The following is an 18251-nucleotide window of genomic DNA, read 5'->3' on the forward strand; positions in this document are numbered from 1 at the left end:
GGGCATCGGCACCCACCCAAAATCCCGGCACTTCAGGCTTCACACCTTTTTCAGGAATCATTCAGCACCGGATAGTAAACTTTGGAGTCATGTCACGTAGTAAGCCGCAAACAAGCGGACCAGTAAGAGGTCTTGCCTTCCTTGGTGCTGCGGTAGTGCTTTTCGCTCTTGCGGGTGTCGGCTGGGCCCATTTCAGCCACGGTTCCGTTGACGCGACGTTGCTCCATTCCGGTTCGGAGGTCACCGTAGGCCTCGACTCGCCCGCGCCGCAATCCCTTGACATCCGCACCGTGCAGGGCAAAGAACTCGATCAAGCGCTGATCGGCAACGTCTACGAAACCCTCGTCGGCCGCGACGAGAACAACAAGCCCGTCCCGTCCATCGCCAAAAGCTGGGACGTCTCCAAAGACGGGCTCAACTATACGTTCACCCTTAATACGGATATGCGTTTTGCCAACGGGGACGCTCTGGATTCCACCGATGTGGTCTATTCCCTGCAGCAGGTCATCAATAAGGACTATGTGGGCTCCGTCGATCTGACCGGACTGAAATCCGTCAAAAATCCCGACACCTCAACGGTGCAGATAAATCTTTCCTCCCCCAATCCGCGACTTCTGCGCGCGCTTTCCTCGCGGGCCGGAATCGTCTATGATTCGACTTCCAACGTCAACTATGCCAAACAGGCCAGCGGCAGCGGGCCCTTCACCGTACACAGTTTCGACCCCGGCAATTCCATCGTTTTCACGCGTAATCCTCTCTATTGGAAGCAGCAATCGGCCAGCTCGCAGATGACCATGCGTTATTTCGACTCGGCGGGATCATTGAACAAAGCCATGAAAGACGGAACGATCCAGGTTGCCGTGTTGCGCCCGTCGGATTCCCCGAAGCCCTTCCAAAACAGCAAAAAATACAACGTCTCCAAAGGACTGACAACCTCCAAGGTCACGCTTGCTCTCAACAACAACGCCGACTCGATCTTTTCGGACCAACGTGCGCGCGCGGCCGTGCGCTACATCCTCGACAACGAGTCAATCACCAAGGCGCAGCCGAACGCCGCCTCCGTGCTCAACGGGCCCATCAGCCCTCTCGAACCGGGCTACGATGACCTTTCCGTCATGTTCCCGCACAATCTTGACGAGGGCAAGAACGACATCAACTATTTCGGGCCCAACTATATCGGTGACATCACTTTCCTGGTACCTTCCGAATACGCGACACTGGGCCAGCAGATCGTCGAGCAGTTCAAGACGACCCGTTTCAATCTTGTCATGCAGGTGGTCGACGACAGCACGCTTGCGCAACGAGTCGCCAACGGTGATTACAAAATGGCCATCGTCGCCATGCAAGGGCCCGACGACCTCGGCGCGTTCGCCGACGGCAGGTTCGGCTATCAGGGCAGCCAGGCGCAGGAGGATTACCGCAACGCGCTCGCCTCACCCAACGACATCGACTACCAGCAGAACCTGCGCGCCTACGCCAAGGCCGTGAGCTCCGATGCCGGCAGCGCCTGGCTCTACACCGAAAGCAGCATGGTCGTCGCCGATGACAACATCGCCGGTTACCCCAAAAATATGACCGACGAATACCTGCCGTTGCGTGACGTGAGGACGAGATAGCCGGCCTAAAGCTCATATGTCAGCCCACACGGCCCCTATGTCACCATTGCTTTCTAAAATTGGTCGTTATGACTGATCAGGACAATAGCATTATCCACGCAAGCCTTTCGCCGCTGCCCGACCGGGTCGGCGTCGACGGCCTGGAAGACAAATGGCGCGCCGAATGGGACAACGACGGCACCTACGAATTCGAGATTCCGCGCGATGGAAACGGCGCCCCCGACCGTGCGTCCGTCTATTCCATCGACACCCCGCCGCCTACCGTTTCCGGCAGCCTCCACGTGGGCCACGTCTTCTCCTACACCCACACCGACGTCATCGCCCGCTACGAGCGTATGCGCGGCAAGCACGTCTTCTATCCGATGGGCTGGGACGACAACGGCCTGCCCACCGAGCGCCGCGTGCAGAACTACTACGGTGTGCGCGTCGACACGTCGCTCAAATACGATCCTGATTTCAAGCCGCCGTTCGAAGGCACGCAGGGCAAGAAGATCGAGGCCCGCGACCAGGTGCCGATCAGCCGCAAGAACTTCGTGGAGCTGTGCGAGCGCCTGACCGCGCAGGACGAGAAGCAGTTCGAGGCGCTGTGGCGTTCCCTTGGCACGTCCATCGACTGGCGTCAGACCTATCACACCATCGGCGAGCACCCGCAGCGCGTGGCGCAGAAGGCGTTCCTGCGCAATCTCGAGCGCGGCGAGGCCTATCAGAAGGACGCACCGAGCCTTTGGGACGTCACCTTCCAGACCGCGGTGGCGCAGGCCGAGCTGGAGAGCCGCGAATACGACGGCTTCTATCACCGCGTCGCGTTCCGCTTCGAGGACGGCACGCCGATCTACATCGAGACCACCCGTCCCGAGCTCCTGGCAGCCTGCGGCGCGCTGATCGCCAACCCCGACGACGAACGCTATCAGAAGTACTTCGGCCAGTACGTCTACTCCCCGCTCTTCAAGGTCAAGGTGCCGATTATGGCACATCCGGCCGCCGAGATGGACAAGGGCGCCGGCATCGCGATGTGCTGCACCTTCGGCGACCAGACCGATATCGAGTGGTGGCGTGATCTGAACCTTCCGCTCCGCCCGATCATCCAGCGCAACGGCCGCATCATCATGAGCGTGCCGGATTGGATTTCCGATGAAGGCGGCAAGGCCATCTTCGAGGAGACCGAAGGCAAGACCACCTTCACGGCCCGCAAGATCATCGTCGAGCACCTGCGCGAATCCGGTGACCTCGACGGCGAGCCGAAGCCCACCAAGCGTATGACAAACTTCTACGAGAAGGGCGACAAGCCGCTCGAAATCGTCACCTCCCGCCAGTGGTACCTGAAGAACGGCGGCACCGATATGAAACTGCGCGCCGAGCTGTTGGAGCGTGGCAAGGAGCTCGAGTTCCACCCCGATTTCATGCGCGTACGTTATGAGAACTGGGTCAACGGCCTCAACGGCGACTGGCTTATTTCCCGCCAGCGTTTCTTCGGCGTGCCGTTCCCGCTGTGGTACCCGGTCAAGGCCGACGGCGAGCCGGATTACGACCACCCGATCACCCCGAACGAGGACCAGCTGCCCATCGACCCGACCAACGACGTGCCTTCCGGTTTCACGGAGGAGCAGCGCGACGTGCCCGGCGGCTTCACGGCCGAAAAGGACATCATGGACACTTGGGCCACCTCGTCGCTGACCCCGCAGATCGTCACCCACTGGGAGGAGCCCGATCAGGAGAGCAAGGACCTGTTCAAGGCCACCTTCCCGATGGACCTGCGCCCGCAGGGTCAGGACATCATCCGCACCTGGCTCTTCACCACGATGGACCGTGCGCACCTCGAGAACCACTGCCTGCCGTGGGCGCACACCGCGCTCTCCGGCTGGATTCTCGACCCCGACCACAAGAAGATGTCGAAGTCCAAGGGCAACGTCGTGGTTCCCAAGGAGCCGATCGAGAAGTACGGTGCCGACGCGGTGCGTTATTGGGCCGCTTCCGCCAAGCTGGGTCTCGACGCCACCTATGACGAGGGGCAGATGAAGATCGGCCGTCGTCTGGCCATCAAGCTGTTGAACGCCACCAAGTTCGCGCTGGCCATCGGCCGCGAGGACGACAACCATCACGTTGGCGCGGCCTCAAGCGCCGATTGGGATCCGGCCGACGTCACCGAACCGCTGGACCGCGCGGTGATGGCTCGCCTGGCAACCGTGATCCGCGAAGCCACCAAGTCGATGGACGCCTACGAGCACTCCAAGGCACTCGAACTCATCGAGACCTTCTTCTGGCAGTTCTGCGACAACTACATCGAGTTGGTAAAGAACCGCGCCTACGGCACCGCCGACTCCACCGGCAAGACGCCGACGGCCGCCGCCGTAAAGTCCGCGCACACCACGCTGGGCCTCGGCCTTGAGGCGTTCGCACGTCTGCTCGCGCCGTATATGCCGTTCGCCACCGAAGAGGTCTGGCACTGGATGCATGCAGGCGAGGGCTCCGTGCACACCTCCTCCTGGCCGACCGCCGAGCCTTACGAGGCCGCTGCGGGCGACGCCGACCCGGACATGCTCGTTTGGGCAGGCAAGGCGCTCGCCGAGCTGCGCGGCTTGAAGTCGCAGGCCAAGGTCTCGATGAAGACCCCGATTCTGAAGGCAACGCTTAACGCGGCCAACGAGGCCGGCAAGACCGCCATCGACTTGAGCCTCGTCGACATCGCCGAAGCCGGCAAGGTCACTGGTCCGCTCACGGTTGCGGTCGAAGATTCCGCCGATAGTCCGGACAACGAGATTATCGTCAAGGTCAGCGATTCCGAGCTCGGCGAGCCACCGGCCAAGAAGCCCAAGAAGAAATAACCGAAGCGTTGCGGCTGAAACGCTGAAAGCAACATACTAAGAGGGGTTGCACTGCTTAATCACAGTGCAACCCCTCTTGGCATATTTCCCGTTGTTATATCTGTTTTAGCTCTCCTTGCCCAGATCGAGCCGCTTGAGTTCTGGAATATCCGTCAGCGAATCGTCGCTTTGAGCGTGCTTGCCATGGACATCATGACTTTCAGCGTCATCACTTTCATCGTCACGATTTTCAGCGTCATCACTTTTTGATAATCCCTCTGCCGCCGCAGATTCATTCAACGGTCCGGTTTCACCCAGAACTCCGACGTCCTCGGCGACCTCGGCGGTCTTGGAATCCAACGGTCCGCCCTCAAAATCGTCAAAGCTGTCGACATCACCGATCCCGTCATCGATATCATCGACGTCATCCAACGCGTCCGGATCGGCGTATTCCTTGGCGTCCTCGAACGCGACGGCCCCGGGAGAATCGGGATCGTCCCTACGGCCGTTCTTTGCCTCGCGCTCTTCCTCGCGCGCGGCGATGCTCTGCAACGTGCGGGCGAAACGCATCACCTGTTCGTCGGTGATGGCTTCAAGCTTCTCCTTGGTCATCACCGAACGCATGACCATACGGATATGCGCAACGTCAAACGCGGGCCCCTTCTCACGCTTCGACTTGTTTTTCCTGGCGTAAATCTCCAAACCGCGCTTGCCCTGGCGCGCGTGGACGAACGGCGTCCATTTGTGCCCGCTCTGCGAAGCGTCAAGCAGAGTCGCCAGCCTTGCGATCAAAATCGCACTCTGCATGGTCGAAAGCCCGTACCACGAGCACATCAGATACCACGAAACCGAACGTTCCAACGTTCCGCCCAGATACTCGTCGTATTCGTCCATCGCCATCTGCATGAGGAACAGCCGGTCCTCAAGCCGCTTTTCTGCAGTGTCCAGATTGTCGACGATCTTGAATTTCTTTGCGCTGATGATTTTCTTACTGTGTTTCTTACCGTGTTTCTTGCCCATAGCAGCCTCCTTGCCAGCAAACGTAAAACTTATTATAAAGTAATAATATCATCGATGACCACGCATACAATCAAAGACGAATCGTACCGGCCCACCATAGATGGCGAATAAACAGCTCATCGAAAGCAAGAAGTATTACAAGCTGTCCAATACGGACGCCCATTCAAGACACCTATTCAATCGGATAGACAACAAAAGAGTGCCACGATTTCATAATGATGCATTATGAAATCGTGGCACCCGTAATCGGGACGCCAGGCAACAGATATAGCTGCTAACGGCGCGCCTTAGACCTCAATGACCGTTCACTGTTCTCCACGGCGGATGGTGCGAGCGATGATAGTCGTGAATTCTCCCCACAACGCACGCGGAATCTCATGCGCCATTCCCGGGTAAACGTGCAATTCGGAATTCTTCAAATGGTCGGCTATAAACCAAGTGGCGGCGTCGTTGAAGAACGGATCATTACGGCCGTGGATCACTACGGACGGAACCGTGCTGGCCTTGAGCTTATCGGCGTCAATGGCGAAATCAGACATCGCCGCCTGCTGCCGGCGCCAGCCGTCAACACGATAGCAACGGTCGTAGGTGATGCCACCGAGCTCACGGGCCCACTGCTCGTCGAACCCATAGACGGAACCTTCGTGGCAGGCGCGTTCGCGCGAGATGAAAATCTCAATGGCTTCATCTCTTGAATCCGCCGCTTCAAGGCCTTTGGTCTCGCTGTCGCCGGACGAATTCGATTCGGACATCCACTGGGGCTGGTTGGCCGGAGCCGTAAACAGGATGCTGGCGGATTTGAGGCGGTCAGCGTGGGAGACAAGCAGTTGCTGGGCGATCATACCGCCCATCGACTGACCGAGAACATGGAACTTCTTCAGCCCGCAGGCATCGGCCACGGCCACGACGTCATCGGCCATGTCGGCAACCGAATAGCATTTGCCGGTTTCATCGGGACCCGCAACCTGCGAGGAAAGCCCGACGTCACGGTTGTCCATCAGGATGGTTCGGATACCGGCGGCGTTGAGGTTTTCCACAAAACCACGCTCCCAGCCGACCATCTGTGCGGTATAGCCCTCGATCATGATCAGCGACGGACCATTTTGTGGACCGTACGATTCGTAATACAGTGATACATCTTTGTTTTTTGCGTATGGCATACATACCCCTTTTATTGAGATTCTGTTATCAGAAATTTTTCAGGCAGCACCTGCGTCTGCCCACAAGCGGATTGCCGGTTAGCGCACCGACTTGATCATGAACGCGAACAGGCCACCCAACAGGGCCGTGACACATCCGAAGATGAAAATGGAAGCGTAGGTGCCGAAGATATCGAGCAACGTCGAGCCTACAAGCGGGGCGACGGCGGCAGGAACCGAGGTCGCAATCGCAAGGATGCCAAGATCTCGTCCCTCATCCGCCTTGCTGGGAAGCACCAGCGACATCACGGCGATATCGACCGCGAAGTAGACACCGGAAGCCGCGCCGCTGATGACGGCGTAAATCAACATCCCGATCCACGTCTTGGAAACCAGCGGAACGATGAACGAAACCATGTAGATAATCGAGGAAAGCGCCACGATCATCTTCCTTCTGTCGAGCATATCCGCGAGCTTGCCGAAAACGATGATCGCGATGATCTGGGCTATGGTGGAGAACGTCGACACCGTCGCGACGTTGGCGGCGACATTACCGCTCGGCAGGTTCTTCACGCCGATGTAATCGCTCAAAATATAGAACGTGAAATTGGAGACCGCGAAGTTGGCGAAGAAGAACGAGAAACGAGAGAGGAACGCCATAGTGAAATCACGATGCAGGAACGCGGAGAAGAACGCGGTGTGTTTGCCTTGCGCCTCTTCGGTTTTGTCGGCTTCCCGGATTTCGGCCTTCGCACGAATCGAGGAATCCTCGCGGGCGAAGACGCAGAACAGGATCGTGGTGACCACGATGAAGACGCCCACAACGGCATAGCCGACGAACCGGCTGGTACGGGCTGCGATATTGACGAAAATCAGGATACCGAAGGGGAGCCCCAAGCCTGCGGCGGATGAGGCCATACCACGATAATTCTCGGGAATGCGATCGGGGATGACCGCATAGATGACGCCCTGATACCAATTGGCGAAGAACCATACGAAACCTGCCATGACGACGACAACAGGAATCGATTTTGCGGTAGCCATAATCAGGCAGGTGATCAAAGTACCCACCGCCGAGAAGAGCAACCATGGCGTACGCTTGCCGAGCTTGGTCTGAGTACGGTCGGAAATCGCCGCGCCAACAGGCAGAATGATGGTACCGACCACCGATTCCACCAAGGAGGCGATGGCCATATAATGCACCTTGCCCGACGGCGAGATTTGAGCAAGTTGGGCAGGCAACAGCACCTGATTGATGGCCTGATAGACACCATAGAGCGCGATGATGGTCGGCATCAGCAGACCCAAAATGCGCGTTACACTCATTTTATGTTTCACAACCGGCGACGTTGCTCCAGTTGATTGAATATCTGAACTCAAGTTAGATCTCCTTCGGTCTCACTTACCAGTATGACTGGCAATCTTCAGTAACACGTGTTAGTAATTCGTGTCAGTAACACGTGTTACCAGATACTATAAGCCAAAATTCCCATTTGTCAAAACGTTGTCAATCCTGCATATGCAACTACTGCTTTCCAACGGATTGAATCGCAATTTGCACAGGCGTTCCGGTATACTGACCGGGAGATAACGATGTGAGGGTTGGACGGGAATTGCATATTCATAAGACAACAAGCGCCGACGTGGCCAAGGAAGCCGGCGTGTCACGTACGACCGTAAGCATGGTGATGAACGAAAAGGCGGGTTCGATTCCCGAGCGTACTCGCCAACGCGTTTTGCAGGCTGCGAAAAAACTGGGATTCGTGCCATCCGCCGAGGCGAGGACCCTGCGTAACGGCCATGGCAGCACCGTTCTCTGTCTCGCCCCCGGCTGGATGCCGTCCGGACGAGCCGACAGCATGTGGAATGCGCTGAGCAAGCAACTTACCAACGCGGGACTGTCCTGCGTGTTTTCGCGTTCCGCAGGCACGACAACGCCTTTGCGGCAATTGCTTTCCGACATGACCCCCGGTGTGGTCGTTCCGTTTTTCGAACTTTCGGATGATGATCGCAGGCTTTTGAAGAATCAGGGAATACCAATCGTCGAATTCTGGTCACCTGACATCGATCAGCAACCAATGCCTGTTTTTTCGCGGTTCCAATACAATCTGGGAGCCACCCAAGGCAAATACATTACTTCACTCGGCTGCAAACGAATCGGCTATATCGGGGCCAACGACCCTCTCGGCTTCGGCTTGCGGGCTTTCCGAATCCGTGGTGTCGAGGACGCGCTTGCGCAATCCGGACAAAAGCTGACATGCAATCTCGAAATCGATTTGACCGATTTCGATTCCGTGCATAAGGCGCTCAAAGTTGCAACAGAAAAACGAAGCGACGCCATTTGCTGTTTCAATGACGATTGCGCGGCCGCTGTTTTGGCATGCTGCAAGGAAACAGGCATTGAAGTGCCTAAAGACGTCAAGGTGATCGGCGTCGATAATCTATCGATGGGCCAATATTTCGAGCCGTCATTGACCACAGTCGATTTCGACCACGATATGTCGGAATATGTTGCTGAAATCAAAGATGCGATTGACGCGAGACGACATGACCGCCAGCGCGAAAACAGCGGAACACCGGACGAAGACGATGCGGAACTCGGCCCGCAGAACGTATGGGTCGTCAAACGTCAATCAGCTTGATTCCGGTCAGGTTCCTGAGCTGCTGGTAAGCCGATGGTAAGCCCGCCGATGAACCACCGATGAACCGCTGGTAAGCCGTCGATGAACCGTCGGCTGCCTGCTTGCTGCGACGCCTTGCTGCGACGCTATTAATCACAGTCATCAAATTCACGCGTAGACGTCGAGCACACCGGGGTCTCCGCCGGCTTCGGCGATGCGTTGGTGGCGTTTTTTGGCTTCGGTGACTACGAACTCACGGTAGTTTTCCTCGATGCTCGGATCGAGCCCGGCGTCGAGAGCGACCTTTTTGAGACGCCCGGCCTGCCGACTTTCGCGTTCCCGATCCTCCGGGGCGAACCCGGCCTTGGCCTTCAACACCCCGACTTCGGCGGTGTATTTGAAACGTTCCGCAAGCAGCGAGACGATGGCCGTGTCCACATTGTCGATGGACTGGCGCAACTGTTTGATGCGTTCGACGGCCTGGGCGGTTTGCGGGTTGGTCCGCTCCTGCGCGTCGTCGATGGTGGTATCGCGCCATTGGCCGGCAGCCTGGGTGCTATCTGCGGTGTCATCTGCGGTGTCGTCTGCGGTATTGAAAGTCATATCCCTTACCATACGACACGAGCTCCACTTCCATCATTGCGTTCGTGCGCAAAACGTGGCCGCAACGTCACCAACGCAACCAAACCATGCAACCATTGCAAATGTGACGCCAGACAGCAAAAGGGGACCTCCAACAGGAAGTCCCCTATAGCACGGTACAAACCGAATCAGTTGTTGCCGCTGTTCTGCTTGATGATGGCCTGCAGGAAGTCACGGTTCGTCGCCGTCTTCTTCAGCCTTGGCACGATGGTCTGGTAGGCCTGCTCCGGCTCGAGGCCGCCAAGCAGACGACGCAGGCGGTAGATGACCGCGAGCTCGTCGTTGGGGGTGATGAGCTCCTCGCGGCGCGTGCCGGAGGCGTTGATGTCAACGGCCGGGAAGAGGCGCTTGTTGGCCAGATCGCGCGAAAGGCGCAGCTCCATGTTGCCGGTGCCCTTGAACTCCTCGAAGATGACCTCGTCCATCTTGGAACCGGTTTCCACCAGTGCCGAAGAGATGATGGTCAAGGAACCGCCGTTTTCGATGTTGCGTGCCGCGCCGAAGAACTTCTTGGGCGGATAGAGCGCCTGCGCGTCGACACCGCCGGAAAGCACACGGCCGGAAGCCGGGGCCGCGATGTTATAGGCACGGGCGAGACGGGTCATGGAATCGAGCAGCACCACCACATCCTGGCCAAGCTCCACCAGGCGCTTGGCACGTTCGATGGCGAGTTCGGCGACGGTGGTGTGGTCGGAGGCCGGGCGGTCGAAGGTCGAGGAAATGACCTCGCCCTGCACGGTGCGCTCCATGTCGGTGACTTCCTCGGGGCGTTCGTCCACGAGCACCATCATCAGGTGCACTTCAGGATTGTTGGTGGCGATCGCGTTGGCGATGTTCTGCAAGGTGATGGTCTTGCCTGCCTTCGGCGGGGAGACGATCAGGCCGCGCTGGCCTTTGCCGATCGGCGCGACGAGATCGATCAGGCGGCCGAGAATCTTGTTTGGCGTGGTCTCCTGCTTGAGGCGTTCCTGCGGATAGAGCGGGGTGAGCTTGGAGAACTGCGCGCGGTTGGCCGCATCCTCGACGCTCATGCCGTTGATGGCCTCGATGGACTGCAGCGGCACGAACTTCTGGCGCTGGTTGCGGCGTTCGCCTTCGCGCGGTTCACGGATGAAGCCCTGCACGCCGTCGCCTTTGCGCAGGCCGTACTTGCGGATCTGGCCCATCGAAACGTAGACGTCGTTCGGCCCTGGCAGATAGCCAGAGGTACGGATGAACGCATAGGAATCGAGAACATCGACGATACCGGCGACGGGGACCAGACCCTCCTTGGAGTCGCTGCGATGATCGCGCGTGTCCTCTTCGCTGATGTTTTCATTGTTGTTGTACCGGCCGCCACGATCGTTACGATTGTCACGATCCTTATAGTCATAGTTGTTGCGATCGCGCCCACGCATCCTGCGTTGATGGCGATCATTGCCACGATCTTCGTGATTGTAACGGTCATTATGACGGTTGCGGCGAACGAATTCATGGCGCGGCTCCGCCTCTTTGGCGTCGTCAGCATTCCCTTCGTCATTGCCGACGACCGGCAAGGTGGCAAGAATGTCATCCAAATCGCGGACCTTATTGGATTCGGTATCGTGACGGGACTGTTGCTCCGCGCGGTAGTTCCGACGATGAGTGCGGGTCTCGCCTTCCTCGCCCATCTCGCGTTCGCCGCGATGGTGGGAAACGAATGACCTGCTACGCCGGTGCAACGACTCTTCATCGTCGAACACACTGGGCTGGGATGCCCGGCCCTCACCATGCTTTTCGGAGGACTCTTGCTCGTCGGCTTGCTCATCCCGCGAAATTGATTTCTTCAACCGTGTATTCTCACGGGCAGCCGATTCGTGCGTCACAACGTTGTCGGACGCAGCTTCATCGTGAGCTGCCTTAGCGCCTTTGGCCTTACCATCGGCGTCACTGACGGAAGCCGGTTGCTTGGACACCTGATCGTTTGCGGAAGCCTGCTTACGTTTGGTATCAGGCTTTTCGTTCTTTTCCGCAGCCGTTTTCGGCGCGGCTTTGGGAGAACGAACCGTGACTCCCTCGGGCGCTTCTCCGCCTGTTCTTGCAGCTTGAAGGGTGGCGAGCAACTCGGGTTTACGCATCGTTGACGTGCCGCGTAGTCCCATCTGCCTGGCGAGCGCTTTGAGCTCAGGCAGCTTCATATCCTCAATATTCTGGCTAGTTGCCACTATAATGTTGCCTTTCCTCGACTTCCTACGGCATTGCCCGGAAGACTAATGAAAAAGATGCGGCATATATTAAAAACCGCTTATGAAATATTCGTTACCATCATGTGGTTTTCGAACTTTTCTTTAGATTACAACCGTGCCCTGACCAACGCCACTCGGCGTGGCGAACTCACGATCCACGCCAATTCTCACACTACTTTCTGATGACTCTGCTGCCGGAAAACCGCACCTGGCAAACTGCCAAAGTCCGTTCACCAGCAACAAGATAATCTGATGCTGCAAAACAGCATATGAAGGAACGGCAGATGCCGTTCACCAGCACCAACACAATTGAGTGCAGGAAAACCGCACATAAATGAATCCCGGATGCCGTTTACCAGCACCAATGAGCCTGACTTAATCGGAACAACGAAAACGCAAAAGGCGAACGACCCTTGTGGATCGCCCGCCTCAAGCATGAAACCGGGTATTCTGAAAAATCAGAACAGTCAGTGGCTATTTTTCCTCATGATAGGACTTTTCGGTATTGACGCTCCAGACGTTCTTCTTGTCGGCGCGGCCGGACTTGATGTTGCCCACGGCCTCCATCGCGCTGGCCATGGAGTGGTCCTGGTTGTTGTAGCGGTGCTGGCCGTTGCGGCCCACGCAGTAGAGGTTGCCGAACTTGTCGAGCCAGTCGATCAGCTGCGGCATTTCGTCGTAGGTGTCGAAGTAGGCGGGATAAGCCTTCTTCACGTGCTCGCGGTGGGAGTCCAAGACGTCCTCGGGGCCGTTGATCACACGCATACGGGTGAGCTCCTTGATGGCAAACTTCGTGGCTTCTTCGTCCGAAAGGTTCCAGAAATCGTCGCCTTCCTCGCAGAAGTACTCGAGGCCGACCCACACCGTGTTGTCGACGTCCTTGACCAGATACGGGCTCCAGTTGTTGAAGATCTGCACACGGCCGACCTTGTAGCCCGGGTCCTGCACGTAGATCCAGCAGTCCGGCACGATCGGCGGGTTGCCGAGCGTTTTCATGTCCGTCGTGTTCTTCAGGCGGAGGTGACCAACCAAGAGGCCGACGGTGACGAAATCACGGTACGGCAGGCCGTTGGCGATGCGCTTCATATCTGCAGGCACGTCTTCAGCGGTTGTGGCGACTTCCTTGGAAGCTGCGGTATCAGCGGCATCCGCAGCGTTCGAACTATCGCCGGCGTTTGCGGCTTCGTCCTCTTTCGCGGCCCTGTCGATGGCGTTGACCAAGTCCTTGACGGGCATGGACGAGATGAAATCGTCCGCCTTGAGCTCGGTGCGTGCGCCCTTGTCGTCGACGTAGACCACGCTGGCGATGGAACCGTCAGCCTTCTGCTTGAATTCGACCACGTTCGCGTCGGTGATGACCTTGCCGCCATTGTCGACGACCTGGCCCTCGACGATCTCCCAGAGCTGGCCAGGGCCGAGCTTCGGATACCAGAACTCCTCGATCAGCGAGGTCTCCACCTGGCTGGAATCGCGCTTCTGTGGACGCATCTTGGCGATGGCGTTCTTCAGCACCGTAATCACGGACAGGCCGCGCACGCGCTGGGCGCCCCAGTCCGCCGAAATCTGCGAAGGTGTGCGCCCCCAGACCTTGGTGGTGTAGCCTTCAAAGAACATCGAGTAGAGCTGACGGCCGAAACGATTGATATAGAAGTTCTCGAGATTGTCTTCCGGCAGCTTGTGAATCATGCTCCAGAGATAGCTGAATCCGGCCTTCAGCGTCAGCTTCAAGCCCAGCGCCTTGAACAGGCCCGGGGAAAGCGAAATCGGATAGTCCAGGAAGTGCTGGTTCCAGAAGATACGCGAGACACGGTGACGCTTGAGCATCACGACATCGGTCTTCTCCGGATCCGGGCCGCCGGGCTCGAGGTCGTGGTGACGGCCGAGCTTCTTGTCGTCATACGAAGGCGCACCCTGCAACGGCATGATGTTCTTCCACCAGTCCATCACGCGGTCGTCCTTCGAGAAGAAACGGTGCCCGCCGATATCCATGCGGTTGCCGTTGTGCTTCACCGTGCGCGAAATACCGCCGAACTCGCGCGTCGCTTCCAAAACGGTCACATCAAACTTGTCGGCGCCGCCGTCCTTGAGCAGTTCCCAAGCCGCCGTCAGACCCGCAGGCCCGCCACCGATAATCACCACAGACTTCTTGCCAGCATCCTCAGCCACAACAGCCTCCCAAAAAAATCCTTATTTTGAAGCCAATACGCCTCATACGCAAATCATCACCAGCCTACACGAAAGCACAAACCAGCCCAACCAATGTCTAAAAACATACACGAACCATCTGCATGTTCGCTGAAAACTCGCACCACTGATCAGTGATACAACTCACGGTGGGTGAAAAGATATACCTTATTCGGGACGCTCCTTGGCCGCTCGGCCGTGTCTTACGCCCGAACAAGGCATATCTTTCCGCCCACCTCCAACAATCAGCTATCCACAGCGAGTCAAGTCTATAACAGCTTATTTTTTATCCGCTTAAAAGTGCCTCAGAACTTCGACATCGAAACAATTGCTCTCCGAAAAGATTCTAAGGTTGAGGTCTGGGAGCCGGAGATATGCGTTGCTCGACCGTAAAGACTTGGCCTGAGCAAAATTGGAAATTTTGCCTTCGCGCTCGATACATCGCGCTCACTTCACCTACGAAAAGCCCACAGGGCTTTTCGCTTAACGGTTCAGCCCGGAGCGTCCCAAGGGAAATATGTTTCCCTCCCAGACCGTCATAAGCAACAAACAATCAAGCCAGAGAATCGGGAATATCGATGTCGGACTTCTGCACTTCCTCTACGTTGACATCCTTGAACGTCACAATCCGCACGTTCTTGACGAAGCGCGACGAGCGGTAGACATCCCAGACCCACGCATCCGTAAGCTGCACGTCGAAATAGACATCCTGCCCGGCGGAACGCACGTTGAAATCGACCTTGTTGGCCAAGTAGAAGCGCCGCTCCGTCTCCACGACGTACGTGAACAGCTTGATGACGTCGCGGTACTCCTTGTAAAGTGCCAGCTCGGCGTTCATCTCGTAATCGTCGAGATCTTCAGCGCTCACTGAACGCTACCTCCTGATTTGTCGTTTTTCGAAACGGACGTCTTGTCGACGTCGCCTTTTTTCTGAGTGCCGTGACCAAGACTACGCCACCAGGCCTTTTTCGATTTCTTGCTTTGCGTGGCGGAAAACGGCCATGACGTTTCATCGGAATCATCACTCTTACGCTTCTGCTCAGGATACTCTGAGCTTTGCCGTGCCGATGCCGATAAGGAATCATCACCACGAGCAGTTGCCATATCCGCTGCTCCGGATATGGAATCGACAGCTGCAGAGGCCTCGTTAGCCACAGATTGGCTTTCGACGACTCCGGCATCGTCATGTTTACGCTTCGCTTTTTGGCCGTTGCCTTCTCCACCGTTTCCCTGTTCCGCGAGGTTTCCGCTGGTCTCCCCGCAACTGGCATCAGGACTTGAAACGACGTCTTTGTTTTTCCGATTCTTGTGCTGCTGGATTTCGATGGAATGCTCGCGGGCGGCCATCGCCTCTTTGACGCCGGGATTGCCTTCGATGACATGCATGCCGAAAGCATCCAACGAATGAATCGGGTCATACTCGTCTACCAGGGTGTCGAGAACGATGAGGTCCTGATATTTGCCAATCGAGGCGTCCCACAGCGAATCGCGGGACGTGCCGGACTTGATGAAGCCCAACGATTGATAGACCGAGAGGGTACGGGTGCTTTTCTCCGGCACCGCCACCCAGATACGGTGCATTCCCAAACCCACCGGGGTGGAGGCAAACCCGTAGGTCATCACGCGCGGCATCGCGTCGCGCGAATAGCCGCGGCCACGGTAATCCTTGCCGAGCATCACCTGGATACGAGCCGAACGTGCCCAGCCGTCGATGTCGATCAGGAAAATCATGCCGATGACGTTGTCGGTCTCCTCAGCATCGATTTTGCCGTCAGCGTCATGATCCGAATCGGTCAGAATGGTCCAGGCCATCGTGCGCCGGGCCTCGGGATCGCCGACTCCGGATTCCGATGCGGCAACGCCGTTGACCCATGCAACGGAACGCTTGACCCAGGCCTGAACGACGGCGCGCTCGGACTGCTTGTCTTTGCCGGTATCGCCGGAAGCGTTGAAATAGACCTCAAGCTGATCGAGCCTCGGCAGATCGTCAAGGGTGGCGGGGCGCAGATGCACCATCTCGCCACGAATCTCCGGTATGACAATACGTTCCGGCAGCTGACGCGGCGTTGCATCCTCTGCGGGAATTTCGGAGTTTTCAGACATAGTCACTCACCCTCCAACGAACTCGAGACATACCCTTATAAGGATAGTGTATTCGTCTGACGGATGGAAGAGAATCACAACCCCGACCTTTTCGTCTGACACCCGAATCTTGGCCGATCTTTCATTGCACTACACCCGCCATATAAAAAATCTGCGTCCAGACAACGATAAAACATCGTCCGAACGCAGATCTTATCGGGTTCAGACCAGCAGAATCTCGCGATTTTGCCTTCGCGCTCGATACATCGCGCTCACCGAGCCTACAAAAGCCCACTGGGCTTGGGCTGCAAGAAGCTCACGCACCAAGCTGGAACTCACACGCAAACCAGAGGTTTGCCTTCGCGCTCGATACATCGCGCTCACTGAGCCTATGGGGAACCCACTGGGTTCCCCGCTTAGCGGCTCAGCCTTTCATTTTCTTGATGACCAGAGCGCTCACGGCCTTGGCGTCGGCCTGACCGTGGGTGGCGCGCATGACGGCACCGATGATGGCGCCCATCGGCTTCATGTTGCCGCTCTTGAGTTTCTCGGCCACATCCGGGTTGGCGGCAAGCGCGTCGTCGACGGCCTTTTCGAGCGCACCGTCGTCGGAGACGACCTGGTAGTTGTGCTTCTTGACCACCTCATCAGGCGTGCCTTCGCCGGCCAGAACGCCGGTAACGGTCTGCTTGGCGAGCTTGTCGTTGAGCTTGCCCGCGGCGACGAGCTTCTCGACCTCGGCCACATCGGCCGGGGTGATCGGCAGCTCCTCAAGCGACAGGCTGCGCTCGTTGGCGACGCGGGAAATCTCTCCGAGCCACCACTTGCGGGCGCCGGCAGCCGAGGCACCGTCCTTGACGGTCTCCTCGACCAGGTCGAGCGCGTCGGCGTTGATCAGGTCGCGCATCTGCAGATCGGTCAGGTTCCATTCCTTCTGCAGGCGGGCACGACGCTCGCGCGGCATCTCCGGCATGGTCTTGGCGATCTCGTCGATGTGCTCCTGCGTGATGTGCAGCATCACGAGGTCGGGATCGGGGAAGTAACGGTAATCGTTGGCATCGGACTTTACCCTGCCGCCAGCGGTGGTCTGCGTGGCCTCGTCCCAGTGGCGGGTCTCCTGCAGAATCTCGCCGCCCTCGTCGAGGATGGCCGCCTGACGGCGAATCTCGTACTGCAAGGTCTTCTTGATGCCACGGAACGTGTTGACGTTCTTGGTCTCCGAACGAGTGCCGAGCTTGGTGGTGCCCTTTTTGCGCAACGAGATGTTGACGTCGGCACGCATATTGCCCTGCTCCATGCGGCCGTGGGAAATGCCCAAGGCACGCACGATGTCGCGGATGGCGCGCATGTAGGCGTCCGCGATCTCCGGAACGCGGTCGCCGCCGCCCTCGACGGGCTTGGTGACGATCTCGATCAGCGGGACGCCGGCGCGGTTGTAGTCGACCAGCGAGTGGTCCGCGCCCTCGATACGGCCGTCGGCGCCGCCCACGTGGGTGTTCTTGCCGGCGTCGTCCTCGATGTGTGCACGCTCGATCGGCACGCGGAACGTGCTGCCGTCGTCCAGCTCGACGTCGAGGTAGCCGTTGCCGTTGGTCGGCTTGTCGAACTGCGAGATCTGGTAGTCGCGCGGCATGTCCGGGTAGAAGTAGTTCTTGCGGGCGAACTGGCTCCACTCGTGGATCTCACAGTGCAGCGCCAGACCCAGCTTGATCGCGAAGTCGACGGCGGTCTTGTTGACCACCGGCAGACTTCCGGGCAGGCCGAGGCTCACCGGGCTCAGCTCCGTGTTCGGCTCCGCGCCGAACTCCTCGTGCGCCGGGCAGAACAGCTTGGTCTGCGTGCACAGCTCGACGTGGGTTTCCAGACCGAATACCGGGTCAAATTCCTTGACGGCATCGGAATACTTCATCAATTTTTCAGCCATGATTTGTTTCTCCTTGCC

Annotated in this window: 12 protein-coding genes; 3 read left to right on the forward strand and 9 right to left on the reverse strand. The window is 57.8% G+C overall.

From position 1 onward, the window contains the following. Positions 1 to 89 precede the first annotated feature (89 nt). Positions 90 to 1616 (forward strand): ABC transporter substrate-binding protein, encoded by a 1527-nt coding sequence (locus OZX71_RS07760; protein WP_277159907.1) that lies wholly within the window; start codon positions 90 to 92, stop codon positions 1614 to 1616. A gap of 68 nt (positions 1617 to 1684) precedes the next feature. Further along, positions 1685 to 4438: a valine--tRNA ligase gene (gene valS / locus OZX71_RS07765; protein ID WP_277159908.1), complete on the forward strand. Its 2754-nt coding sequence runs from the start codon at positions 1685 to 1687 to the stop codon at positions 4436 to 4438. Positions 4439 to 4543: 105 nt separating this feature from the next. Here valS and OZX71_RS07770 read toward each other — a convergent pair whose 3' ends face one another. The 3 genes from OZX71_RS07770 to OZX71_RS07780 form a co-directional block, all read right to left on the reverse strand. Then, a complete protein-coding gene (locus OZX71_RS07770; protein WP_277159909.1) occupies positions 4544 to 5437 on the reverse strand; it encodes a hypothetical protein in 894 nt (297 codons plus the stop codon). Positions 5438 to 5742: 305 nt separating this feature from the next. Further along, a complete protein-coding gene (locus tag OZX71_RS07775; protein WP_277146144.1) occupies positions 5743 to 6597 on the reverse strand; it encodes an alpha/beta hydrolase in 855 nt (284 codons plus the stop codon). A 78-nt stretch (positions 6598 to 6675) separates the two neighbouring features. Beyond that, complete coding sequence (locus OZX71_RS07780) at positions 6676 to 7902, reverse strand: MFS transporter (RefSeq protein WP_277146143.1); 1227 nt, start codon at positions 7900 to 7902, stop codon at positions 6676 to 6678. A gap of 317 nt (positions 7903 to 8219) precedes the next feature. Here OZX71_RS07780 and OZX71_RS07785 point away from each other — a divergent pair, with 317 nt between their 5' ends. After that, positions 8220 to 9218, forward strand: a complete 999-nt coding sequence (locus tag OZX71_RS07785) for a LacI family DNA-binding transcriptional regulator (RefSeq protein WP_277160692.1) — start codon at positions 8220 to 8222, stop codon at positions 9216 to 9218. A gap of 147 nt (positions 9219 to 9365) precedes the next feature. Here the strand turns inward: OZX71_RS07785 and OZX71_RS07790 are convergent, their stop codons facing one another. The 6 genes from OZX71_RS07790 to gatB form a co-directional block, all read right to left on the reverse strand. After that, on the reverse strand, positions 9366 to 9800 hold the full coding sequence (locus OZX71_RS07790; RefSeq protein ID WP_277146141.1) for a chorismate mutase: 435 nt from the start codon (positions 9798 to 9800) through the stop codon (positions 9366 to 9368). 167 nt (positions 9801 to 9967) lie between these two features. After that, complete coding sequence (rho, locus tag OZX71_RS07795) at positions 9968 to 12022, reverse strand: transcription termination factor Rho (protein WP_277159910.1); 2055 nt, start codon at positions 12020 to 12022, stop codon at positions 9968 to 9970. A gap of 495 nt (positions 12023 to 12517) precedes the next feature. Continuing rightward, positions 12518 to 14209, reverse strand: a complete 1692-nt coding sequence (locus tag OZX71_RS07800; RefSeq protein ID WP_277159911.1) for an NAD(P)/FAD-dependent oxidoreductase — start codon at positions 14207 to 14209, stop codon at positions 12518 to 12520. 571 nt (positions 14210 to 14780) lie between these two features. Then, the gene (locus OZX71_RS07805) at positions 14781 to 15095 is read right to left on the reverse strand and encodes a DUF2469 domain-containing protein (protein WP_277143495.1); all 315 of its coding nucleotides are present in this window, start codon (positions 15093 to 15095) and stop codon (positions 14781 to 14783) included. Continuing rightward, complete coding sequence (locus OZX71_RS07810) at positions 15092 to 16330, reverse strand: GNAT family N-acetyltransferase (protein WP_277160693.1); 1239 nt, start codon at positions 16328 to 16330, stop codon at positions 15092 to 15094. Before OZX71_RS07810 ends, OZX71_RS07805 begins: the two co-directional genes overlap by 4 nt. A gap of 403 nt (positions 16331 to 16733) precedes the next feature. Beyond that, a complete protein-coding gene (gatB, locus tag OZX71_RS07815; RefSeq protein ID WP_277159912.1) occupies positions 16734 to 18233 on the reverse strand; it encodes an Asp-tRNA(Asn)/Glu-tRNA(Gln) amidotransferase subunit GatB in 1500 nt (499 codons plus the stop codon). Positions 18234 to 18251 lie beyond the last annotated feature (18 nt).

The sequence above is a fragment of the Bifidobacterium sp. ESL0764 genome, from assembly GCF_029395515.1.
In the GTDB taxonomy this organism is placed as follows: domain Bacteria; phylum Actinomycetota; class Actinomycetes; order Actinomycetales; family Bifidobacteriaceae; genus Bifidobacterium.

Coding starts and splice junctions, on each gene's coding strand:
- OZX71_RS07760 (WP_277159907.1), top strand. CDS start 90: ATGTCACGTAGTAAGCCGCAAACAAGCGGACCAGTAAGAGGTCTTGCC.
- valS (WP_277159908.1), top strand. CDS start 1,685: ATGACTGATCAGGACAATAGCATTATCCACGCAAGCCTTTCGCCGCTG.
- OZX71_RS07770 (WP_277159909.1), bottom strand. CDS start 5,437: ATGGGCAAGAAACACGGTAAGAAACACAGTAAGAAAATCATCAGCGCA.
- OZX71_RS07775 (WP_277146144.1), bottom strand. CDS start 6,597: ATGCCATACGCAAAAAACAAAGATGTATCACTGTATTACGAATCGTAC.
- OZX71_RS07780 (WP_277146143.1), bottom strand. CDS start 7,902: ATGAGTGTAACGCGCATTTTGGGTCTGCTGATGCCGACCATCATCGCG.
- OZX71_RS07790 (WP_277146141.1), bottom strand. CDS start 9,800: ATGACTTTCAATACCGCAGACGACACCGCAGATGACACCGCAGATAGC.
- OZX71_RS07810 (WP_277160693.1), bottom strand. CDS start 16,330: ATGTCTGAAAACTCCGAAATTCCCGCAGAGGATGCAACGCCGCGTCAG.
- gatB (WP_277159912.1), bottom strand. CDS start 18,233: ATGGCTGAAAAATTGATGAAGTATTCCGATGCCGTCAAGGAATTTGAC.